This is a genomic window from Mesorhizobium sp. M0048, from assembly GCF_040323405.1.
GTDB lineage: Bacteria > Pseudomonadota > Alphaproteobacteria > Rhizobiales > Rhizobiaceae > Mesorhizobium.
This window is the reverse complement of the sequence record NZ_JAMYUV010000040.1, coordinates 17,755-40,016: the sequence shown is the minus strand read 5'-3', so window position 1 is coordinate 40,016 and position 22,262 is coordinate 17,755. Positions and strand designations below refer to the sequence as shown.

Here is a 22,262-nt window from a genome sequence, read left to right as displayed (position 1 = left end):
TCGACCATGGTCCACTTCGCGCGTCCCGGCAGGCCAGGACGACAGCAGAACCGAATGGAGATCGAGCGATGTCGAAGGGTCCCGCGGACGCGCCCCAAAAGTATTTGCGCACGAAGGAGGCAGCACCCATCGTCGGGCTCTGCGCCCGCACACTCGAAAAGCACCGGACCTACGGCACCGGCCCAAAATACCGAAAGGTCGGCGGGCGCGTTCTCTACGACATCAACGACCTGCACGCTTGGATAGATCTGGGCGCACGCACCTCCACCAGCGATGCCAACGCGACCTATGTTCCGCCGGCAAAACCCCATGCAGCCCGCGCGCCCGCCTATGTCGGCAGGCGCGACCGCAGCTCCTGATCTGTGGCGCACCGAAATGCAGTATCGCGAGACCGTTCAGCAGCAATTTGCGCTGCCTCATGTCCCCTCATCCGGCTTCCCTCCACCCGGCACGCGGGACGTTGTGGCCTGGCAGCTCGTCTTGATGGTGAAATCCGGCCGCCTGACACCGATCCACTCTCATGCGGGCGAAGAATCGACCTGCGTTGAGGCGGCAAGTGTGCACGGCATGGCAACGATTTGGAACGCTGCCATCCTGGTCTGGGCTGCGTCGCAAACCATCCACGCGCAAGCCAGGAGATTGCAACCGCGCCGCCTGGTAGCGGCGAAACAGCAGCAAGCCCTGACCTTCATGTCGCTGCGTAAACGGCGGCATGTCCACAGCCGGATAGCCGCACGCGAGCAGCCGAGTCCATACACGGCCCAGCGTCGTAAAACTTGCCTGCTGCGCCCCGGGATCGAGTCATGAGCAAGCGCACAAAGATCATCGCCACGATGGTTGGCGGCGTAGTGCTCGCCGCGGCGCCGGCATGGATTAGCCATCCGCCGCTGTCCATCTGGAACGCATCGGCGAGCATCCCCGTCGGGCTCTATCGCGTCCAGCCGGCCGACAAAATCGGTATTGCCAATATCGCCGTCATCATGCCGCCCGAGCCATTGGCGGCCTTCATGGCAAGACGCGGGTATCTGCCGAAAAATGTGCCGCTCCTGAAGCGTATTTTGGCACTCGGGGGCGCAACCGTCTGTCGCCAAGGCACAACGATCATCGTCAACGGCAAAACGTATGGACATGCGCGCGAGCGTGACAGTCGCGGCCGACCCCTGCCCATCTGGCAGGGCTGCCGCGACATTGCCGAGGCCGACGTCTTCCTTATGAACCCGGGTGCAGCCGACAGTTTTGACAGCCGCTATTTCGGCCCGCTCCCGCTCTCATCAATCGTTGGCCGCGCGGTTCCCGTCTGGACCACGGAGCCCACCACTCCGGTGCTGGATGTCACCAACGATCCCCTTTCTAGCGAGCCGTGACGGCTCGGCTGAACGCGCACTAACACTCATGAAAGGAGCACTGCAATGACCCAGATCGGAACCTTCACGCGCAATGATGACGGCTTCTTCGGCAATCTCTCCACGCTAACAATCGAGGCGAAGATTGCCATTCTGCCTGCCGAGAAATCAAAAACCGAAAACGCGCCCGACTATCTGATCTATTGCGAAGGGATGGCGGTCGGTGCGGCTTGGGACCGCGCCGGAGACAAGGCTGGGGATTACCTTTCCGTCTCAATTGACGACCCGTCCTTTACGCAGCCGATCCGCGCCAAGCTGTTCCGGTCCGATGCAGAGAACAGCGTCTGGAGCCTGCACTGGAACCGATCCTCGAAGCGCGACGGGCGAGGCTGAACAGATGCTTCTGGAGCCCTTCGACGAATCTTTCTCGCCAACCCTTTTGATCCATTGCGTGCCGGTCAAACCCTTCGACCCGATCGCCCGCGAGGCAGCCCAGAGGGGGCCGGATACTTGCTTGTGGCTCCGGACACAGATTTCATCACAGTTTTGGCAAAGCCGGTTCGATCGGCGAGCCCCTGCCCTTAACGGAAGCGAACACCGTCGCAGGCCGGCGGCGCATCGGTTCTGCGGTCTGCGGGATGCAGCCCACAGAGGCATGACGACGTTTGCCGCATGTGTCATGCTCGGCTTCGTGGCACCCGAAACTGGTGCAGCGGCTTCCTCTGCTGGTGAACGGCCGGCGCACTCCGAGTCGACGATCTTGTCGGCTGGCCCGTGGTCGCGGCATATCCGGGAAGCGTCAAAACGCTTCGCGATTCCAGAGCGGTTGCTGCGCGGCGTCATGCATGTTGAGAGCGTCGGCGATGTTCGTGCGCTTTCAAGCAAGGGCGCAAGGGGCTTGATGCAGATCATGCCGGCGACGTGGGAAGAACTGCGCATCAAATACCGTTTGGGTGACGATCCCTATCAACCGCGTGACAACATTCTTGCAGGGGCAGCATATCTTCGCGAAATGCTCGACAGCTTCGGGCGCAGCGGCTTTCTTGCCGCTTACAATGCCGGTCCTGGTCGGTACACGGAACATCTCTCAACCGGCCGGCCGCTGCCACGCGAGACGGTCGACTACGTCAGGAAACTCGCGCCGCTGCTCGATGGTGCAGTTCTCAGTCCGCGGCGCGCGCGGCAAAGAAGGGGCAGAGCCAGCTCACTCCGTGCAACGATCTTTGCGCATCCCCATGACATTCGGAACGCCGCTGCATCGGATGGCAATGGTTATGCCGAGACGATCTTTGCGGCGATTCATTCGTCCGCGATGCGGTCGCCAATGGGCCATCCTGTTGCGGACCTGACCGCGATCGAGCCACGGCCGGGTGAAACCGATTTCCAATCGAACCACGCTGTTTCCGGCCTATTCGCTCAACCCTCTTTAGCCATATCGCGATGATCGCCACGTTCCTCCTCAATTCCATTCCGGCCTGTTCCGTCGCGGAAATTGCGGCGGAAGGGTTGTCCGCAGATGAGGACAGAGAGAGTGGCAGGATAAAGGGCCGCGAGGTGCGGCTCGGTTGGGCCGATTGTTTTCCTTACAATTTTCGGCGGATTTCGCGATGTGCTGCCACAATCAGCGATGTGCGCTATTCCCATTTTTTCAGTCTTTCAATGGAAACCGCACCTCGTGGCCGCCTAGCATGAAGCGTGACGATAGCTTTCGCGTCCGCCCCGGTCGTATCCGCTCCCGCGCCGGCCAGCGCGCACGACCCTTCATCTTCCAGGCTCTTGCGGCCACACAGCGCGCCGGCGGTCACCTTACACGCGAGGGTCGGATCACCTCCCCGCGAGCTTCAACGTTTGGCCGCGGCAGGTCAGCGAGCATCCGCGCCAGTCGCCTCATCTGTGACCGCTCACGTGTCGCCGTCGTCAAGACCCGTGTGGTGCGGCAGTTCAGAGGGTCTGCGCCACTCGCCACCCATCTCAAATATCTTCGCCGCGAAGGTGTTACACGGGATGGTGAGAAGGCGAGGATGTTCGGCCCTGACACTAAAGAGGCAGATCATGACGCCTTCTGCGATCGCTGCAAGGACGATCGGCATCACTTCCGTTTCATCGTTTCACCGGACGACGCAATGGAGCTCGGCGAGCTCAAGAACTTCACTCGTGACCTGATGGTCGACATCGAGCGCGACCTCGGCACGAGGCTTGACTGGGTAGCCGTCGATCACTGGAACACCAAACATCCGCACGTTCACATCCTCGTTCGCGGCGTTGCCGACGATGGCGAGAGTCTTGTCATCTCGCGCGACTACATCCGCCAGGGCATGCGCGATCGGGCGAGCGACATTCTCACCCAGACGCTTGGGCTCCGCACCGACCTCGACATCCGCCAGGCCATCGAGCACCAAGTCGACACTGAGCGCTGGACGCAGCTCGATCGCCAGCTTGTTCGTGACGCCGACCGTCATGGTATCATTGATCTCGCGCCACACCCTGATCGCCATCCCGACCAGTTCCTGGGGCTCAAAGTCGGCCGGCTGCGGCAACTGGAACGCCTGGGTCTCGCGAACGAGATCCGTCCCGGCCAATGGATGGTGGTCGAAGAGGCCGAGGCCACTTTGCGCGCCCTCGGTGAACGCGGCGACATCATCAAGCGCATGCACCGCAGTCTCACCGTGCATGGGCTAGAAAAGGGGACAGCCGACTACGTGCTGGCCGCCGAAAAAATTGATGCGCCCGTGATCGGCCGACTGCTCGAACGCGGCCTTGATGACGAACGGCGCGGCGCGGCCTATGCCATCGTCGATGGCATCGATGGACGCACGCACCACATTCGCTTCCATGATCCTGATGCGGCAGGAGATTCCGACCCGGGCTCGGTCGTGGAGTTGTGTCGCGATGCGAGTGCAAATGGCGGTGGCCGGGTCACGCTCGCCGTCCGCTCCGACCTCTCAATCGAACAGCAGGTCCATGCTTCCGGCGCGACTTGGCTCGATCGCCAACTCGTTGCACGCGAGCCCGCCGAAGTCGGTGACGGCGGCTTTGGCAAGGACGTAAGACAGGCACTGCAAGATCGGGTAGATCACCTTGTCAGCCGCGATCTGGCCAGGCGCGAGGGACAGCGCGTCATTCTTGCCCGCAATCTGATCGATACACTACACGATCATGAGGTGGAATCGCTTGGTGCCCGCATCGCCGCCGAGACGGGCCTGTCATTCACGAAAGGTGCCAACGGCAATCATGTGGCTGGGATTTACCGGCGGCGTTTCTTGCTGGCTTCAGGCCGGCTCGCGATGATCGATAATGGACTCGAATTCAAGCTGGTGCCCTGGTCGCCGTCGCTCGAAAAGCGATTGGGTAATCAAGTTACCGGGGTCGTGTGCTCAGATACGGGGGGCGTGGATTGGAGCCTGGGAAAGAAGCGCGGCATCGGCTTATGATGGTTACACGCGTATGCTCTATCCTGATGCTGGGAAGCCGGCACGGTCCGTCGCACATCCTCTGTTTGTACCTGCACGGTGAAGCGCCAAATGGGCTCGTAAAAAACAGGGACGTTGCGAATCCTCAATCAGTCCGCGGTCAGCACGACCTTGACACTCTGAGCGCGGTCGGCGCCAAGTCGGAAGGCATCGGGGGCGGAGGAAAGCGTGCGCTCCGCCGTCACCAGCTTCAGGACGTCCACCTCCCGCGACACAATGAGGTCGACTGCGCGACCGAACTCGCTGCCGAAACGGAAGGTGCCTTTGAGGTCGATCTCCTTGGCCATCACCGCATTGGCGGGCAGCGGGATCTGGCCACCGGGAAGATTGCCGACCTGGACCACCGTGCCGCCGCGCCGGACGCTGGCGATTGCCGCGGCAAGGCCTGCGGCAGTGCCTGAAATCTCGAACGCCACATCAAGCGAACCGCCGGCCGCGAGCGACTGGATCTCGGCGTCCCCGCTGGCAAGGTCGATCGTCCTGTCGGCGCCCAACCTGCGGGCGAAGGCGAGCGGCGCGGCGGCGATATCGACGACGGTCAGTTCAGCGCAGCCGGCAAGCCTGGCCGCGAGCATGGTCAAGAGGCCAATGGGACCGGCACCGAACAGGACGACGTTGCGGCCCCTGATGTCGCCGGCCCGCGCGACGGCGTGCAGGCTGACCGCCAGCGGTTCGGCAAGTGCGGCCGCCTGGTAGGCCACATCAGATGGAACCTTGAAACATTGCGCGGGCGTGACGTCGAACAGACTGGCGAAGCCGCCCTGCATATGCGGCGTCTTCGATGCCGAGCCCATGAAGTAGATGTTTTCGCAGAGATTGGCGCGGCCTTCCAGGCATCGCGGGCAATGCCCGCACCAGCGTGACGGATTGACCGCGACGTGGTCGCCGACGCCCAGGCCGGGTGCCGCGCCGTTGATCTCGACGATTTCGCCGGAGATTTCATGGCCGAGGACAAACGGCGAGGTCACAACGAAGTCGCCGGTGCGGGCATGGCGGAAATAATGCAGGTCGGAGCCGCAGATGCCCCCGGCCCCGAAGCGCACACGCACCATGCCTGGTGCCAGCGGTTCGAGCGGATGCTCCACGACGCGCAGGTCCTGCGGGCCGAACAGCGTCGCGGCAATCACCTGGCCACTCACCGGATCAAGCCCATCTCGGTCGGCAGCCAAAGCGTGATGGCGGGTATGAAGGTGATCAGAAGCAGCGCCACGATAAGCGGCACCAGCCACGGCAGGATCGCCATGGTGGTGCGCTCGACCGAGAGCTTGGCAACGCGTGACAGCACAAACAGCACCATGCCGAGCGGCGGGTGCAAAAGCCCGATCATCAGATTGAGCGTCATAATCAGCCCGAAATGCACCGGGTTGATGCCGTAGACGGCGGCGACCGGCAGCAGGATCGGCACCAGAATCGTGATCGCGGCGATCGTATCGAGGAAGCAGCCGACCACCAGCATCAGGATGTTGACCAGGATCAGGAAGACCCACTTGTTTTCGGTGAGGGCGAAAATGAAGTTCGAAAACAGCTGTGCCGCCTGGCTGACGGTAAGCAGCCAGGCGAAGATCGATGCGGCGGTAACGATGAACAGTACAGAGGCGGTCGTCTCGATCGTGTCAAAGCTGGCCTTTGCAAGCAAACGCAGCGTCATCGTGCGGTAGCGCACCAGCCCGAGGAAAAGCGACCAGATCACAGCCGCCATTGCCGCCTCGGTCGGCGTGAACCAGCCCATCGTCATGCCGCCGATCAGGATGACCGGCGTCATCAGCGCCATGACCGCGGAGAAATCGAAATACCAGTCCGCGGCGATCAGCAGCAGCAGCGCGATGCCGACCGCGACGTTGATCGACAGGCCAAGCTGCACAAGCACGTAACAGCCAATCGGAAAGGCAGCCACCACCAGCACCTCGCCCGCCGCTTCGGCGAGCCGCCGAAGCTCGAAAGGCGTGTCGGAGCCCCAGCCGCGATTGTAGGCAAAGATGGCAACCGTAATCATCATCAGCATGGTCATGACCACGCCGGGCAGGATGCCGGCCATGAACAGCGCGCCGATCGAGACATTGGCCATCATGCCGTAGATGACGAAGGGCAGCGAGGGCGGAAAGATCGGCCCGAGCGTGGCGGAAGCGGCGGTGACGCCAACCGCAGCGTCGATCGGATAGCCGTGGTCCTTCATCGCCTTGATCTCGATGGTGCCGATACCGGCGGCGTCGGCGAGCGCGGTACCCGACATGCCGGAAAAGATCACCGATCCGATGATGTTGACCTGCGCCAGGCCGCCCTTCATCCAGCCGACCAGGGCAAGGGCGAAGGAATAGATACGCCCGGTGACGCCGGCGATGTTCATGAGGTTGCCGGCCAGGATGAAGAAAGGCACGGCGAGCAGCGGAAAGCTCTCCACCCCGGCGATCATGCGCTGGGCTGCGATGATGTCGGGCGCCACGCCGTAGATGACGAGGTAAAGGATCGAGGCGGCCGCCATCGAAACAGCAACCGGCACGCCGATGAGCATCAGGACAAGAAAGCCCCCGACCAGAAGCAGCATCGCTCAGACCCCCGCCGTCTCGAACGCACCAGGACGCTCGAGCACCGAATAGCCGCGCCGGTAATTGCCGATAAAGACCTGGATCGAGCGCAGAAGCATCAGCACGAAGCCGGCCAGTACGGCGTAGAAGAACCAGCGCCGCGGCAGGTTGACGGTGACCATGCGCTCATGCGCCACGATCGTGACGTAGCGCCACATCAGCCAGGATCCGTAGGCGAAGAATGCAATGCGGATAATATCGACGGCGAGCGCCAGCCAGCGGCCGACACGCTCCGGCAGATAGTGGTAAAGCACGTCGACGTGGATATGGCGCGAAAGGCGCACGCACATGGCGGCGCCGAGAAAGACAACGACGACGAGCGCGTTGATGGCGATCTCCTCGGTCCACGCAAAGCTGTTGTTCAGGGCATAACGGGTGAAGAACTGCAGGAAGACACAGACGACCATGCCCCAGAACACGGCAAGCGTGACCCAGTCCTCGATACCGTGGTCCGACAGGTCGACGCGTATCGGCACTTCCTCGAAGGCATGCGCAATCTCTTCGACGGTGATCTCGGTGTGGTGTTCCTCGGCCATTGGCGCGCACTCCCGAAGCTGGTGGATCGTCAAGGATTGGAAGGCCCGTCCGGCGCAATTTGAAGCCCGACGGATGGGCAGGTTAAAGCGGCGAATCCGATTGCCGCTCTATCCTCTTGATTGAGCATCCAGTTTCCGATGCTCTACTTGATAGCGCGGATCGCTTCCCAATCGGCCTTGTTGTACCCGAACTCCTCGAAGGTGACCTTCTCCAACACATTCTTCTCGAAGTCGGCACGGTCGACATCCGTTACGGTGATGCCGCGGTCCTTGAATACCTGCGCCAGTTCCTTTTCGCGGGCGACGATCTTTGCAGTGGCGCGGGCGGCAGCCTCCTGCATCACCTCGGTGAAGATCTTCTTGTCCTCGTCGGACAGCGAGGCCCAGCGCGACGCCGATATGATGGTGTTGAGATGATCGACGATATGGCCAGTTAGCACGATATTCTTCTGCACCTCGTAGAATTTCTTCGCCTCGATGGTGGTCAGCGGATTCTCCTGGGCCTCGACCGTGCCGTTCTGCAGAGCCAGATAGACCTCGGCGAAGGCAATCGGCGCCGTGTTGGCCCCGCAGGCACGCGGCATGGCCAGATAGGCCGGCACGTCGGGGACGCGCATCTTCAAGCCCTGCATGTCGGAGCACTTGGCGATCGGCCGGTTCGAGGTGGTCTGCCGCGTCCCGTAATAAGTGGTGGCGACGATGTGATTGCCGGTCTTGTCCTCATAGCCCTTGGTCAGGGCCTTGTAGACGTCACTTTTGGTGTATTTCAGCAGATGGTCGGCATCGCGGAAAGTGTACGGGAAATAGGTGACGCCGATCGGTGGATATTCGCGCGCCGCGAAGCTCGATCCGGAAATGATGATATCGACGGTGCCGAGCATCAGGCCCTGGTTGATGTCGGCTTCCTTGCCAAGCTGCGAGGCCGGATAGACGTCGATGGCGTAGCGGCCCTGGGTGCGCTTCTTGATTTCGTCGGCAGCCCACACGGATTCGGTGTGGAAGGGCTCCGTCGTCTCGTAGACATGTGCCCATTTCAGGACCGTTTCCGCCGAGGCCGACGCCATGGGTAAGGCAATTGCGGCGATCGCACCGAGCAGAACTGCGTATTTTCTCAGCATCTAATTCCTCCCTGGTTGAATTTGACGGCCGGATCTCCCCCAGGCCAACTGCTATTCCGCAACCTCCTTGGCTGCGGCTCTCTCATCGAAATTGCGTGAGAATCTGATTTGCGACTGGCGCAGATGCTGCTGCATGGCGGCCTTGGCCCGCTCGGGGTCGCGCGCGGCAATTGCATCGCGCACGGCACGATGTTCCCTTGCCGCGACCTGCCAGGAATCGCTGGTCTCGAAATAGATCGACAGGCGTTCGAAGTACGGGTTCATGCGCTGGTCGAAAAGCTCGCCGATGAAGCGCACCAGCACCGCGTTCTCGAGAATGCCGGCGACCGCGGTATGGAATTCCCGGTCGAGCGCAATGGTCATCTTGTTGGGGTGACGCATGGCCTCCATCCGGCGCAGCACGTCGTCGAGTCGTTCGATATCTGCAGGCCGGACATGGAGGGCCGCTTCGGCGGCGATCGCGCCTTCGACGAATTCGCGCGCGCGCAACAGCTCGAACGGGCCTTCCTCGACTTCGGGTTCGGAGGCGGCGGCGCTCGGCGGATCGGTGACGTAGATACCCGAGCCGACGCGGATGCGTATGCGGCCTTCGACCTCCAACGCTATCAGCGCTTCACGGACCGTCGGGCGGGAAATTCCGAGCTGGTCGGCCAGATCCCGCTCGGTCGGCAGACGGTCGCCGACGGAAAACTCGCCGGCATCGATCAACTGCCTGAGCTGATCGGCGACCTGTCGGTATAGCCGGCGAGGTTCAACAGCCTGGATCGGCATGCGCGTCTAATTCCCCTCCCCGGCCGCCCTGGTACATTGGTCTGACCCATTGACCGCAGCCTAAACTGACGACCAAGAGAGTCAAGCTGGATAAACAGACAGACGAAGAAGGCGCCCTGCCCCATCTAGCCGGTGCACGTATGTGGCGGGGCCCGCGCAGCGGAAGGCGGCGCATTGCGACGCATTGCATGCGTCAGCGTCGTCCTCCTCGAATGACCAGGACGTTTCCGGCGGCGACGAGGACGAGCCCGATGATCGCGTACGCAGTCCAGGCATAGCCTTCCAGCGCCGTGGAGATCAAAAGCGCAAAGACGGGAAATATGACGGTCGCATAGCCGGCGCGGGCGCCGCCAATGCGTCCGAGCAGCGTCAGGTAGGCGGCGAAAGCCACGACCGTCGATATGACGGCGAGGAAGACCAGCGAGCCGATATAAGAGGCGGTCGTCGCGAACACGAACCGCTCACCTAGCAGGAAGGCCAGGAACGCCGACCAGCAAGTGCCATAAAGCATGCCCCAGGCGCTCGTTGAAACGAGCGGCAGTCCGCGGCGCTGGTTTGCGACGGAGACGAGATTGCCGGTGCAGAAGCTCAGGGTGCCGCAGAGGCACAGAAGAAGGCCCACCAACGTGCCGCCGGAAAGCCCGTTGGCAGCGATTTCGGGGAAGAACATCAGCGCTATGCCGGCGAAGCCGATGACGCCGCCGGCGAGAATGCGCGGCGCCGGGCGCTCGCCGATGACCAAGGCACCGAGCAGCATGTTGATGACCGAGGCGAGCGAGAAGACGACCGAGAGCAAGCCGCTGACGAGATAGCCGGCGCCATAATAGAAAACAGGAAGTTCGACGAGAAGATGAGGATGCCAAGCACAGCAAAGCGCAAATGATCGGTGATCGGAAAGCCGAGCCGCCGACCGGAAAAAGCCGCCCAGGCAAACATCAGCAGCGTGGCGATGGCGAAGCGCCAGACCAGATTGACCTCGTTCGACATGCCGCTGCCGACCTGAAGTTCGATCGCGAACCACGATGCGCTCCACGCAATGACCGTCAGCGCGTAAAGCCCGTAGTCGACGGGTTCGAAGGGGCGGTCGCGCGTCGTCATGCGCATTTCCGCATTAGCCGGTTCCGCGGCGCCGTTTGGTTCTCTTGTTACTGACATGCTGGCGAGCCTCTTCTGCTCACAAGACGCTTATGGGCCGACTGTCCGCCTTCGCCGCTTCTGAACCCAGAAGACGAGACCGAGCAACAGCAGGGCTGGAATCGCGAACCAGTAACGCGACGGCCGCTCCGCGGGCACTAGCACCTGGTTGATTTCGTCGCCGGGCTGCAGGCCGAATTTGGCCGCCTGGCTGCCCAGTCGCACGACGCCGACCGTCACGCTGTCGCCGAGCGCGCTGACGTCCAGCCCCACAGCCTTCAGGCGTTCGGCCGATGAATTTGCGGGCCCGAGTTGTAGCCGAACCAGCTTCGATATCTCATCGCCGTTGAGCTTCAGTGTCGTCAGGCGCAGGGGAACCGCTCCGCCTTCGGCTGTCTTGTCGACGATACGGCTGAGTTCGGAGGCAGGCACTGCCCGATCAGGTTCGCTCACCTGATCGAGCAACAATCCCGGTCTGAACAAGATGAAACAGGCCAGAAGCAACGCAATCGTCTCGTACCAGCGGTTGCGCACGAGCATCCAATTCTGCGTCGCTGCTACAAACGAGACCATGGCCAGCGTCGATGTCACGACCATCGCAACGAAGTCGAATGGCCCTTCGAGATCGATCATCAGCAGTCCGGTGTTGAAGATGAAGATGAACGGCAAGAGGCCGGTACGGATCTCGTACTTGAAACCCTGAATCCCGGTCTTCACCGGATCGGCGCCTGAAATTGCCGCAGCAGCATAAGCCGCCAGCCCCACCGGCGGCGTCACGTCCGCCATCAGCCCGAAATAGAAAACGAACATGTGGACGGCGACCAGCGGCACGGCAAGATCGTTCTGCGCCGCCAAATCGACGATGACCGGCGCCATCAAGGTGGCGACGACGACATAGCTCGCGGTGGTCGGCATGCCCATGCCGAGAATGATGCAGATCACCGCGGTGAACAAAAGCATGACGATGAAGCTGCCGCCCGAGATGAATTCGACGAGCTCGGTCATCACCAGCCCGATGCCGGTGAGCAGAACCGTGCCGACGATGATGCCGGCCGTCGCAGTGGCAATGCCGACCGTCGTCATGTTGCGCGCAGCGGCGGACAGGCCACCGACCAGATCGTCGAAACCGTGAAGCCAATGCCGTGCCAGCGCTCGGTCCTTGCGGAAAAAGGCGGTGAGCGGCCGTTGCGTGACGATCAGCGCCATCAGGGCGACAACGCCCCAGAATGCCGAGAGGCCCGGCGACAGCTCCTCCACCATCAGGCACCAGATCAGCAGGATCACCGGCAGCAGAAAATGCAATCCGGTGCGCGCCGTCTCGCCGAAGTGCGGAATCCTGACGATCTCGCCCTCCAGATCCTCGAGCGGCAGGTCGGGATAGCGCGCCCGGTAGGCGACAAGGCCGATGTAAACGGCGATCAGCGCGGTAGTGATCATCCAGGTCGCGGCCGCGCCGAAAACGGTCTTCGTCCAGCCAATGCCGTAATAGACAAGCCCTGCGAGGACGATGAAGCCGCATATGCCCATCAGCCCGCGCAGCGCACCCTGAAATGCGGAGTGCGTGCGGCGTGACGGCAGGCCCTTCATCCCTGTCTTCATCGCCTCGATATCGACGATGTAGAACAACGATCCATAGGTCAGCAGCGCCGGATAGAAGGCGTGCTTGACTACCTCGGCATAGGAGATGCCGATGTATTCCGCGATCAGGAACGCGGCGGCGCCCATCACAGGAGGCATCAGCTGACCATTGACGCCGGCCGCGCATTCGATGGCGCCCGCCTTCACCGCAGAATATCCGACCCGCCGCATCAGCGGGATAGTGAAGGTTCCGGTGGTCACGACATTGGCGATCGAAGAGCCGGAAATCATGCCGGTCAGGCCGGAAGCCACGACACCGGCCTTAGCCGGACCGCCGCGGTATTTGCCGAGCAGCGAGAAGGCAAGCTGGATGAAAAAGCCGCCGGCGCCGGCGCGCTCCAGCAATGTTCCGAACAAAACGAACATGAAGACGACATTGGTGGACACACCGAGGGCGACACCGAACACCCCCTCGGACGTCAGCCACATCTGCGAGGCTGCGCGCGATAACGTCGCGCCCTTGTGGCCGAGCAGGCCAGGAAGGTGAGGCCCGGCGAAAATATAGATCAGCATGATCGCCGCGATGACAGTGATGGCAGGCCCGACGGCGCGACGGGCGGCCTCGAGCAGGATGAGGACGCCGGCGATAGATATGACCAGGTCAGCGGTAGTGGGAAGCCCCGGCCGGTGGGCGATATCGCTGTAAAAGACCAGCAGATAGAGGGCGGACGCCGCCCCGGCGATGCCTAGCACCCAGTCGGGTAGCGGCACGCGGCTGCGCGATGAGGTCTTGAAGGCGGGAAACGTCAGCATCGCCAGAAACAGGGCGAAGGCCAGATGGATGGAGCGGGCGATGCCGTCGCTGACAACGCCGAAATTGAGCATGAACGGAAGGGGCGAGGCATACCAAAGCTGGAACAGCGACCATGCAAGCGATACGCCGAGGATCAGCTTCGCGGTGCGGCCGGTCGGCTTGCGCCCACCGGTGTCGGCTTCCGCGACGATCTCGCTGAGCTTGTCGATGTCGATAACGGGTTGGTCAGGCGCTGCCGCCCGCTGGCTTTGATCTGTCATCGTTCCCCACATTTATTTGCGATGCGAGGCGCCCTTGGCGCCTCGCATTGAAAGCCTCAGAGCCAGCCCTTCTCCTTGTAATAGCGCTCCGCGCCCGGATGCATTGGCGCCGACAGACCGGTCTTGATCATCTCCTTGGGATCGAGATTGGCGAAAGCCGGATGCAGTTTCTTGAAGTCGTCGAAATTTTCGAAGACCGACTTCACCAGCTCGTAGACCACCTCATCGGGCGTGCTGGCATTCGTCACCACGGTGGCGCGGAGCCGAATGTCTTCACGTCGTCCGGGTTGTTGGCGTACATGCCACCCTTGATGGTGGCGACCGAATAGTACGGATGAGCTGCCAACAGCGCGTCCACTGCCGGACCGGTCAGCGGGATGAGCTTGGCGCCGCAGGCCGTGGTCGGATCCTGGATCGCGGCGGAAGGATGACCAACGCCGTAGAAGAAACCGTCGATCTTGTTGTCGCACAGCGCGCTGCCCTGCTCGTCCGCCTTCAGCTCCGCGGCAAGCGAGAAATCGCCGAGCGTCCAGCCCATCTGCTTCAGCAACTCCTCCATCGACGAGCGGGTGCCTGACCCGGGATTGCCGACGTTGAAGCGTTTGCCTTTGAAGTCCTCGAATTTGGTGACGCCGGCATCGGGCCGCGCCAGCACGGTAAACGGCTCGGGATGGACGGAGAAGACGGCCCGCAGATCCTTGAACGGCTTGCCTTCGAAATTTCCGGTCCCCTCATAGGCCTGGTACTGGACGTCCGATTGGGTCAAGCCGAAATCGAGATCGCCGGTCTGGATGGAGTTGACGTTGAAGACCGAACCGCCGGTCGACTCCGTCGAGCATCGGATGCCGGTTTTCTGCCGGTCCTTGTTCATCAGCCGGCAAATGGCGCCGCCGACGGCATAGTAGACGCCGGTGACCCCGCCGGTGCCGACCGTGACGAAGCGCTGCTCGGCTCCGACGGACGGCAGCGCCAGCAGCATGCAAGCCGCCGCGCCGATCAGGATTCTCATCGAACTGTACATGGTTGCTACCTCTCTGGTGGGTGTCCCGGCCCATCGCCGATGACGCGTTGGAACTGATTGAGGCGGTCCGCGTCGTGCGGGTCAGGCCGCTGAAGCGATCGCAGCGTCGATCGCCTCACCGAGCCGTTCGACGATCCGATCGATATCCTGTCTGGAAATGATGAAAGGCGGCGCCACAAGCACATGAACGCCCCGCACACCGTCAATCGTCCCGGCCATCGGATAAATCATCAGGCCGCGGGCCATTGCTTCGCGCTTGATGCGAGCGTTGAGTTCAAATCTCTGGTCGAACGGTTCCTTGCTGGCGCGATCGACCACCAGCTCGATTCCCCTGAACAGACCTCGTCCGCGAATGTCGCCGACGTGATGGTGGTTATCAAAGCGCTGGTGCAGGCGTTCGTCGAGCTGCGCGCCCATTGCGCTGACGTTGTCGAGCAGGCGGTCGCGCCGGATGACCTCCTGCACGGCAAGGCCGGCCGCCGCCGCCATTGGATGCCCCATATAGGTATGTCCATGCTGGAAGAAGCCCGAGCCCTGGGCAAAGGCGTCGAAGATATGCCGGCCAAGCAGCACCGCGCCGATCGGCTGGTAGCCACCGCCGAGCCCCTTGGCGATGGTCAGCAGGTCGGGAGCGATGCCGTCCTGCTCGCACGCATGCAGCGTGCCGGTACGGCCCATGCCGCACATCACTTCGTCGAGAATGAGCAGCACGCCGTAGCGGTCGCAGATCGCGCGAATGTGCTTGAAATAATCGGGGACCGACGGCACGGCGCCGAGCGTGGCACCCACCACCGGCTCGGCGACAAAGGCGATGACCTCGTCCGGGCCGAGTTCAAGGATCTTGTCTTCGAGCTGCTGGGCGGCGCGCGCCGCATAGGCTTCGTCGCTTTCGCCATGCTTTTGATAGCGATAGGCGTAACAGGGGTCGATATGGTGGGTCTCGATCAGCAACGGCCCGAACTGGGCGCGCCGCCATTCGTTGCCGCCGGTGGCGAGAGCGCCGAGCGTATTGCCGTGATAGCTCTGCCGGCGTGCGATGAGATGGCGCCGTTGCGGCTCCCCTTTCTCGACGAAATACTGCCTGGCCATCTTGAGCGCGGCCTCGACCGCCTCCGAGCCGCCGCTGACCAGATAGACGTGGTCCAACCCTTTCGGCGCGTCCTCGACCAGCCGATCCGCCAAGCGCTCCGCCACCTCGGTGGTGAAGAAGCTGGTGTGTGCGTAGGCGATGCGGTCAAGCTGGGCGTGCAGCGCGGCGATCACGTCGGGATGACCGTGGCCGAGACAGGACACGGCAGCGCCGCCCGACGCGTCGATATAGGACTTGCCCTCGGCATCGAACAGTTCGATGCCTTGGCCGCGAGCGGCGACCGGCAGCGTCGAGTGGATGGTTCGATGAAGAATGTGTGTCATCGACGGTCCCTCATGGGCATTTTCTTCGGCGGACGCTGGTTCAGATGGGTCTTGAGGGCGGCGCCCTGCTCATCGAAACGTCGCAGCGACTCAACAGCGCCCTCGCCTGCCTGCCCTGCGACAAGAGCACCCAGGACCTCAGCAACGATGAAAGCTGGCGTCATGGTGTGGAAAAAGGACGGGCTGCCGGTCGGCACGACGACCAGGTGATCGGCAAGCAGCGCCAAGGGCGCTACCCCGCTGTCGGTGATCGCAATGACCGGTACGCCGCGGCCGGCAGCGTACTCGACAAGCTCGATGGTGAAGCGCGTGTAGGGCAGGACGCTGGCGGCGATCAGCACGTCGTCCCTGGTCGCATGGGCCAGAGCGTCGCCATCGGTTCCGCCGATGCCGTGCAGCAGCACCGATTTCTCGCCGATCAGCGACAGGATGTAATGCAGATGCCAGGCCACTGCGTGGCTCGAGCGCAGGCCGAGGCAATAGACGCGCCTTGCCGCACTCAGCGCCCTGGCCGTCTCGACCAGACGGTCGATCGACCTGCGTTCGGCGAGATGGGCAAGCTGGCTGGAAATCGAATCCAGAATATCGGCCGCCAGCGCGTGGTCGCCCTTGAGCTTTTGGCTGGCGACCTGAAGGCCCGCCTTGCCGGCGAAACCGATTTCGCCGTCCCGGATCGCGGCGGCGTAGATATCGCGTACCGCCTCGTAGCCATCAAGGCCGAGATGCTGGGCCAGCCGCGTCATCGTCGCCGGCTGCACTCCTGCGTGCCGGGCCTGCTCGCGCATGGACAACAGCGCGACATCATACGGCTTATCAAGGACATAGCGCGCAGCGGACCGAAGCTGCGCCGACATGCCGTCGAAGGCAGTGACGATCTGTCCAGCAAGCTCTTCCTGGTCCATGGATATTGCTAGCTCGCCAGACCAGCGATTGCAACGTCTGTTTCAGTGTGATCAAAGATTGATTCATATGAATCTTGTCGCTTACAGAACGTTCCCATGAAGCCGGCCCATGGTGTCGACCGCATCGCCATAGCCGTCGCCCCGAACGGGGGACGTCGCAGCAAGGCCGACCATCCGGCGATTCCGCTGACACCAGCCGAACTTGCGAGGACGGCCGCGGAATGCGCCGATGCCGGTGCGGCTATGATCCACGTTCATGTCCGCGACCGAAGCGGCAATCATCTGCTCGACGCCGACGCCTACCGCCAGGCGATCGCCGCCATCCGCGGTGCTGCCGGCGACCGCTTGGTAATCCAGATCACCTCCGAAGCACTCGGTATCTATTCGCCGGCCCAACAGATGGCCGTCGTACAAGATGTGAAGCCGCAAGCTGTCTCCCTGGCGCTTCGCGAAATCGTTCCTGATGCCGGATCGGAACTCGCCTTCGTGCGCTTCATGGCCTGGCTGCACACCGAGGGGGTTGCGCCACAGATCATCCTCTATTCGCCCGAGGAGGCCGTCAGGCTTTCGGACATGCAGCAGCGCGGACTGATCCCCTGGGCAAGCATACCGGTTCTCTACGTGCTGGGCCGCTACACGCCGGGACAGACGTCCGTTCCTGCCGATCTCTTGCCATTCCTCGCGGCGAACATGCCGCGCTTCGACCATTGGGGCGTCTGCGCCTTCGGCCGCAACGAAGCGGCGTGCGCGACCGCCGCCGCATTGCTTGGGGGCCATGTCCGGGTCGGCTTCGAAAACAACCTTTTCCTTCCGAACGGCAGCATAGCCTCGTCCAACGCCGAGGCGGTAGCGACGGTCGCACGCATACTCGCCGACTGCGGAGTCAGGCTCGCCTCGGCCGCCGAGTTGGCGGCTCAATGGAACGCGCCGTTTCGTTCCATATGACAAACCAAAGCCTGTTTTCGGCGGCAAGCTCGCATAAGGCATAGAGAGGCGGCTGCAATGTCATCGCCACGGAAGAACGACATGTCCCCGCCCGCGGCGGCGATTGCAACAACAGTGCCGGTCGTTGTAACCATTCCGGCCGCTTGATTTTGGAGGAGACGCAGCATGGACCGATTCACCGGCGGGTGCCTGTGCGGGAACGTCCGAATTGTCGCTTCGGGACGCCCATACCGGGTCGGCCTTTGTCACTGTCTCGACTGCCGCAAGCATCATGGAGCCCTTTTTCACGCTTCCGCGATATTTCCCGAAGATGCGGTGACGATCGACGGCGAAACACGCGACTATGCCGGGCGGTTTTTCTGTCCCCGCTGCGGCTCGACCGTTTTCGCCCGCACCGCCGACGAAGTCGAAGTGAACCTCGGATCCCTGGACGCGCCTGACCAACTGATGCCAACTTACGAAAGCTGGATCATCCGTCGCGAGTCCTGGTTGCCGCCGTTTCCGCTCACGAGACGATACGAGCGCGATCGTGACGCCACGGGTCGCTTTGAGGAATAGGTCGCACGAACCGTGCGACGGCGCCCGCGCGTCACTCCGGAAGGCCGGCCTTACGGAAGCCGTCAACGAAATGCTCAAGCGTCGCAGCGTCGCGGAATGGCTCCGTCGCCGCCCAGTGGCGGGTTGTGAAATGCGGGTTGCCGACGAGAAACAGTTCGACCTCTGCGCGCGCCTCGTCGAGCCGGCCGAGTTGGGCAAGGCTTGCCGCCAGGAAACGGCGAGAGCTTGTACGATAGGTCTCGTCCCTGCGCAGTGTCTTGATAGCGGATTCGTATTCGCCGGCTGCATATTGCGCTTGGCCGAGCGCGAGATAATACCAACTTGCCGGAAACGGATTCAGCCGGAACGCCTTGCGAATGTGCTCAAGACCCTCCTCGACCCGTCCGGCCAGGACCGCGATGTCGGACAATGCCGCCCAGGCATCGGCCTCGTTCGGGTCAAGCTCGATCGCCTTGGCGAATTCCGCATCCGCCTCGGCGAAGCTGCGCTCGTAGGCAAGCAGGTAAGCCAAAACCCAGCGGCAGCCGGCATCGTTGGGGTCGATCGCCACGGCTTTGCGCGCGAGTTCCAAAGCAGCGCTACGGGATGTTTCGGTTGGTCCGCCGGAATGCACCCATCCCATCCAGTGGTTCATGGCAAGCCAGCGATAGGCCTCGGCATATTCCGGATCGAGCGAAACCGCGCGGGTGAGCATCAGATGCGCTTCCTGCGCCGTCTGCGGCGAATCATCCATCAGCTTGCGCGCTCGCACGCAGAGATCGTAGGCCTCGAGATTTTGGGGCCGATTGCGCGGCGGCGGTGCACGCAGCCGGCCGAGTAACGCCTCGACGATCTTGCCGGTAACCTCGTCCTGAACGGCAAAAATATCTTCCAGGCTGCGATCGAAGCGTTCCGCCCATACATGATCGCCACTCACCGCGTCGACCAGTTGTGCGTTGATGCGCACGTGCCCTGCGGCGCGCCTTGCGCTACCCTCCAGCAGGTAGCGCACGCCAAAGTCCTCAGCGATCCCGCGCACGTCCATCGCCTTTCCTTTGTAGGCAAAGGCCGAGTTGCGTGCGATGACGAACAGGCCGGAGATCCTGGATAAGTCGGTGATCAGGTCTTCGGTCAACCCATCCGCGAAGGATTCCTGCTCGGGATCGTTGCTGACATTGACGAAGGGCAGCACGGCTATCGATGGTTTGTCGGGCAGCGGCAAAGGTTTTCGCTTCGCGACGCCGAGCTGTTCGACGGCTCCCGTGAAGCGGTAGCCGACGCGCGGAACCGTGGCGATCCATTCACCGCCGTCGGCGGCCGGGCCAAGCAGCTTCCGCAGCAGCGCGATCTGGACGGTTAGGTTGCCTTCCTCGACGGCTGTACCCGGCCACGCCGCGTCCATCAACTCAGCCTTTTCAAGGATTTCGCCGGACCGTCCGACGAGCGCCGCAAGCAGCTTTAGCCCGCGGTAGCTAACGGCAACGGGGACATCGTTCCGAATAAGCGTTCCCGCACCCGGATCAAGCACGAACGGACCAAAGGCAAAGCGCGATCCCTGCATACGGCGCATCTATAGCCCGTTTGCAAGTTTTGAGAACTATTTGGGAGAGCTTAATTACGGCGCGGTTCGTATCCTGCAGAATTCAGCCTCTTTCAGGTCGAGGGCCCCACACTCCCAAAATCGTATGGGCCCCCTCAAACCATATGGAGGTTGCCATGAACGATATTCCCACCTTTGCCTCGGCCCCGCTTGAGGCAACGCGGCCGGCGGAAGCATCGCCTCGGCGCTACAGCCTGGCGACGCTGCGAAGCATTATCGCGGCCTGGCGCGAGCCGACACGCTTTCGCTGGGATCTCAAGCGATTGGCGCAGACCAATCCCCATCTGATCGACGATATCGGTCTGACGAGGCGACAGGCCGAGGAAGAGATCGCCAAGCTGCCCTTCTGGCAGCGATAGGCGGATGCTGCAACAACACCGGATCACCAACGACCAGCGGCTGATTGCAGATGAGGACGAAGCCGCCGCCCCGAAATGATGATCACAGGCTAGTGGTCGCGGCGACAATCAACCCGCCCAAGACGGCAACATTGGTGAAGCCGGTACGAAGCGCTTCGCGTTCATCGCCGCTGTAGGCCAGAAGTTGAGCGCCATGAACGACGCCGTAATGGTGAATACGGCCAAGGCCGCGGCGGGAAAGGGTCCACCAAGGCCGTTGCGAGGCAAACGATCCGGCCGCGAGAAGAGGCTTGGGAGCAGGAAGCCCCGCCCGGCCAGGGACGCTGCAATCGCCCGGAATCTGAGGACATGCTCGGCGCCCTCCCAAATCAAGACGCCGCCGAGCAAAACCAACCCGAGGTGGGAGGAACGCGATCATTCATTGCTGCCATCTTCGGTGTAAACCGCTAGCTCGTAACCGTCCGGGTCCGCGAAATGAAAGCGCCGGCCATCGGGGAACCCATAAATCGGCCTGACGATCTTGCCTCCCGCTTCCTCGACACGCTTGACCGTTCCCGGCAGGTCATCGGCATAGAGAATGACGAGCGGGCCTCCTCCGGACCTCGCTGGGCCAGCAGCAAAGCCACCTGACAAGCGCCCGTCGTTGAACTCGCAATATTGCGGGCCGTAGTCGGTGAAGGTCCAGCCGAACGCCTTTCCGTAGAAGTCGCGTGACCGCTGAATGTCTTTCACGTTGAATTCGACGTAGTCGATCCGTTGGTCGTTTTTGTTGCTCATGACGCATACCTCTCATGTGATGTACGACGCCGAAAGATAAGCACGCATCTCGCTTGCCTTATTGAACAGAACGGCCATTGACGTATGAGCCGCACACGGCGCTGCCGATGGCGATGCACGTGGCATCGCCCTCCACCTGCCCTCTTCGTTCCGGCCGGAAGAAAACAACCGATTCTTGCAACCGTTCTCGATTGGAAGACGTTGTCTCGAGCGACGGCCGGGCGCAGCCGCTGCGCCGTAGGTTCACCGCCGCTAATCCGAAGGGGAGCGAGATGAGCGATCCCGTCCCAGCGCAGGCAACGGGTTCATTTCAGCAACGTCCAGCGTCGGCGCGGCTTCGCGGGAGCTTTGCTTCGGTGTGGGTGCATCGAATGGACCCGGCGGGCTCACCGCCAATCGTCATCATGCCCGACACGACGATCGATTTGCAATGGATCGGAGGCAGCTTCCGAATTGCCGGCCCTCACAAGGAACCGCAGACCGAGGTTCTAGCGGCGGACGAGGTCGTGATCGGCTTGCGCTTCCATCCTGCCGCGGCGGCGGCATGGCTCGGCGTGCCGCAAATCGAGCTGGTCGGCAAGAGGCTGTCGCTCGACGATTTGTGGGGGGCGCGAGCCCGCCGCCTCGCCAGCCGCGTGCGCCCCGGCGACAGTCTCGAGGATCTGGCCTGCTCTCTCCAACAGGTCGTCGCCGAGGAGGTGCCCGCGCCCGCGACCGACGTTCCCATGCAGGCGGCATATCGTTTGATCGAGCGCGGGCCGCCACCCGACGCGCCGCTCGTCCCTTGGTTGATGCGCGCGCTCGAGATGAGCGAAAGGACGTTGCGCCGGCGCTTCGACACGAGCTTCGGCTATGGCCCCAAGACGCTTGACCGTATCCTCCGCTACCAGCGCTTTCTGCGGCTTTCGAGCCGCTCCAGCAGCTCCACCGCCATGCTGGCGGCCGAAGCGGGCTATTCCGACCAGGCGCATCTTGTCCGCGAGAGCCGCCGCCTGACGGGAAACACCCCGCGACAGATTCATCATCTGCTGCACTGCCAGTGAATTCTCGGCGCGTTCTTCGACCAGAGGAGACTGCTATGAAACCGCACATTCGGTTTTGA

General features: G+C 62.4%; 22 protein-coding genes and 1 pseudogene. 10 read left to right on the top strand and 13 right to left on the bottom strand.

Going from position 1 to position 22,262, the window contains the following annotated elements:
- The first annotated feature begins 68 nt into the window (after positions 1–68).
- The 6 genes from NKJ84_RS25150 (at position 69) to NKJ84_RS25125 (ending at position 4,774) form a co-directional block, all read left to right on the top strand.
- Positions 69–359: a helix-turn-helix transcriptional regulator gene (locus NKJ84_RS25150; protein ID WP_023717048.1), complete on the top strand. Its 291-nt coding sequence runs from the start codon at positions 69–71 to the stop codon at positions 357–359.
- A gap of 16 nt (positions 360–375) precedes the next feature.
- Complete coding sequence (locus NKJ84_RS25145) at positions 376–807, top strand: replication initiator protein A (protein WP_352508698.1); 432 nt, start codon at positions 376–378, stop codon at positions 805–807.
- Positions 804–1,364 carry a S26 family signal peptidase gene (locus NKJ84_RS25140; protein ID WP_352508697.1) on the top strand — a complete coding sequence of 187 codons (561 nt, stop codon included), beginning with the start codon at positions 804–806 and terminating at the stop codon, positions 1,362–1,364. The genes NKJ84_RS25145 and NKJ84_RS25140 overlap by 4 nt, the downstream gene beginning before the upstream one ends.
- A 45-nt stretch (positions 1,365–1,409) precedes the next feature.
- Positions 1,410–1,736 (top strand): DUF736 domain-containing protein, encoded by a 327-nt coding sequence (locus NKJ84_RS25135; protein WP_352476759.1) that lies wholly within the window; start codon positions 1,410–1,412, stop codon positions 1,734–1,736.
- Between the two features lie 262 nt (positions 1,737–1,998).
- Positions 1,999–2,787 (top strand): lytic transglycosylase domain-containing protein, encoded by a 789-nt coding sequence (locus tag NKJ84_RS25130; RefSeq protein ID WP_352508696.1) that lies wholly within the window; start codon positions 1,999–2,001, stop codon positions 2,785–2,787.
- A 244-nt stretch (positions 2,788–3,031) separates the two neighbouring features.
- A complete protein-coding gene (locus NKJ84_RS25125) occupies positions 3,032–4,774 on the top strand; it encodes a relaxase/mobilization nuclease domain-containing protein (RefSeq protein WP_352508695.1) in 1,743 nt (580 codons plus the stop codon).
- 128 nt (positions 4,775–4,902) lie between these two features.
- Here the strand turns inward: NKJ84_RS25125 and NKJ84_RS25120 are convergent, their stop codons facing one another.
- The 11 genes and pseudogenes from NKJ84_RS25120 to NKJ84_RS25070 all read right to left on the bottom strand — a co-directional run bounded on the left by NKJ84_RS25120 (position 4,903) and on the right by NKJ84_RS25070 (position 16,942).
- Positions 4,903–5,952, bottom strand: coding sequence for an L-idonate 5-dehydrogenase (locus NKJ84_RS25120; RefSeq protein WP_352508694.1), 1,050 nt, complete (start codon positions 5,950–5,952; stop codon positions 4,903–4,905).
- Positions 5,949–7,355, bottom strand: coding sequence for a TRAP transporter large permease (locus NKJ84_RS25115; protein WP_254818544.1), 1,407 nt, complete (start codon positions 7,353–7,355; stop codon positions 5,949–5,951). Before NKJ84_RS25115 ends, NKJ84_RS25120 begins: the two co-directional genes overlap by 4 nt.
- Before the next feature lie 3 nt (positions 7,356–7,358).
- On the bottom strand, positions 7,359–7,931 hold the full coding sequence (locus NKJ84_RS25110) for a TRAP transporter small permease (protein WP_352508693.1): 573 nt from the start codon (positions 7,929–7,931) through the stop codon (positions 7,359–7,361).
- 143 nt (positions 7,932–8,074) lie between these two features.
- Entirely contained in the window at positions 8,075–9,049 is a 975-nt protein-coding gene (locus NKJ84_RS25105; protein ID WP_502904042.1) for a sialic acid TRAP transporter substrate-binding protein SiaP, read from the bottom strand.
- Between the two features lie 51 nt (positions 9,050–9,100).
- Positions 9,101–9,820 (bottom strand): FadR/GntR family transcriptional regulator, encoded by a 720-nt coding sequence (locus NKJ84_RS25100; protein ID WP_254818542.1) that lies wholly within the window; start codon positions 9,818–9,820, stop codon positions 9,101–9,103.
- Between the two features lie 193 nt (positions 9,821–10,013).
- Positions 10,014–10,577 (bottom strand): DMT family transporter, encoded by a 564-nt coding sequence (locus NKJ84_RS25095; protein WP_352508692.1) that lies wholly within the window; start codon positions 10,575–10,577, stop codon positions 10,014–10,016.
- Positions 10,496–10,918, bottom strand: a complete 423-nt coding sequence (locus tag NKJ84_RS25090; protein ID WP_352508691.1) for a DMT family transporter — start codon at positions 10,916–10,918, stop codon at positions 10,496–10,498. Before NKJ84_RS25090 ends, NKJ84_RS25095 begins: the two co-directional genes overlap by 82 nt.
- Before the next feature lie 87 nt (positions 10,919–11,005).
- The gene (locus NKJ84_RS25085) at positions 11,006–13,606 is read right to left on the bottom strand and encodes a TRAP transporter permease (protein WP_352508690.1); all 2,601 of its coding nucleotides are present in this window, start codon (positions 13,604–13,606) and stop codon (positions 11,006–11,008) included.
- Between the two features lie 56 nt (positions 13,607–13,662).
- A pseudogene (locus NKJ84_RS25080) lies at positions 13,663–14,615 on the bottom strand (TAXI family TRAP transporter solute-binding subunit).
- 93 nt (positions 14,616–14,708) lie between these two features.
- On the bottom strand, positions 14,709–16,040 hold the full coding sequence (locus tag NKJ84_RS25075) for an aspartate aminotransferase family protein (RefSeq protein WP_352508689.1): 1,332 nt from the start codon (positions 16,038–16,040) through the stop codon (positions 14,709–14,711).
- On the bottom strand, positions 16,037–16,942 hold the full coding sequence (locus NKJ84_RS25070; RefSeq protein ID WP_352508688.1) for a MurR/RpiR family transcriptional regulator: 906 nt from the start codon (positions 16,940–16,942) through the stop codon (positions 16,037–16,039). Before NKJ84_RS25070 ends, NKJ84_RS25075 begins: the two co-directional genes overlap by 4 nt.
- 96 nt (positions 16,943–17,038) lie before the next feature.
- Between NKJ84_RS25070 and NKJ84_RS25065 the strand changes: the two genes are divergently transcribed.
- Entirely contained in the window at positions 17,039–17,887 is an 849-nt protein-coding gene (locus tag NKJ84_RS25065; protein WP_352508687.1) for a beta-keto acid cleavage family enzyme, read from the top strand.
- Between the two features lie 165 nt (positions 17,888–18,052).
- Positions 18,053–18,445, top strand: a complete 393-nt coding sequence (locus tag NKJ84_RS25060) for a GFA family protein (RefSeq protein ID WP_352508686.1) — start codon at positions 18,053–18,055, stop codon at positions 18,443–18,445.
- Positions 18,446–18,476: 31 nt separating this feature from the next.
- Here the strand turns inward: NKJ84_RS25060 and NKJ84_RS25055 are convergent, their stop codons facing one another.
- On the bottom strand, positions 18,477–19,985 hold the full coding sequence (locus NKJ84_RS25055; RefSeq protein WP_352508704.1) for a winged helix-turn-helix domain-containing tetratricopeptide repeat protein: 1,509 nt from the start codon (positions 19,983–19,985) through the stop codon (positions 18,477–18,479).
- A gap of 155 nt (positions 19,986–20,140) precedes the next feature.
- Between NKJ84_RS25055 and NKJ84_RS25050 the strand changes: the two genes are divergently transcribed.
- Positions 20,141–20,383: a DUF1127 domain-containing protein gene (locus NKJ84_RS25050; protein WP_352476747.1), complete on the top strand. Its 243-nt coding sequence runs from the start codon at positions 20,141–20,143 to the stop codon at positions 20,381–20,383.
- 414 nt (positions 20,384–20,797) lie between these two features.
- Here the strand turns inward: NKJ84_RS25050 and NKJ84_RS25045 are convergent, their stop codons facing one another.
- Positions 20,798–21,160 carry a VOC family protein gene (locus tag NKJ84_RS25045; RefSeq protein WP_352508685.1) on the bottom strand — a complete coding sequence of 121 codons (363 nt, stop codon included), beginning with the start codon at positions 21,158–21,160 and terminating at the stop codon, positions 20,798–20,800.
- Between the two features lie 272 nt (positions 21,161–21,432).
- Between NKJ84_RS25045 and NKJ84_RS25040 the strand changes: the two genes are divergently transcribed.
- Positions 21,433–22,203, top strand: a complete 771-nt coding sequence (locus NKJ84_RS25040; RefSeq protein WP_352508684.1) for a helix-turn-helix domain-containing protein — start codon at positions 21,433–21,435, stop codon at positions 22,201–22,203.
- Positions 22,204–22,262: the final 59 nt, after the last annotated feature.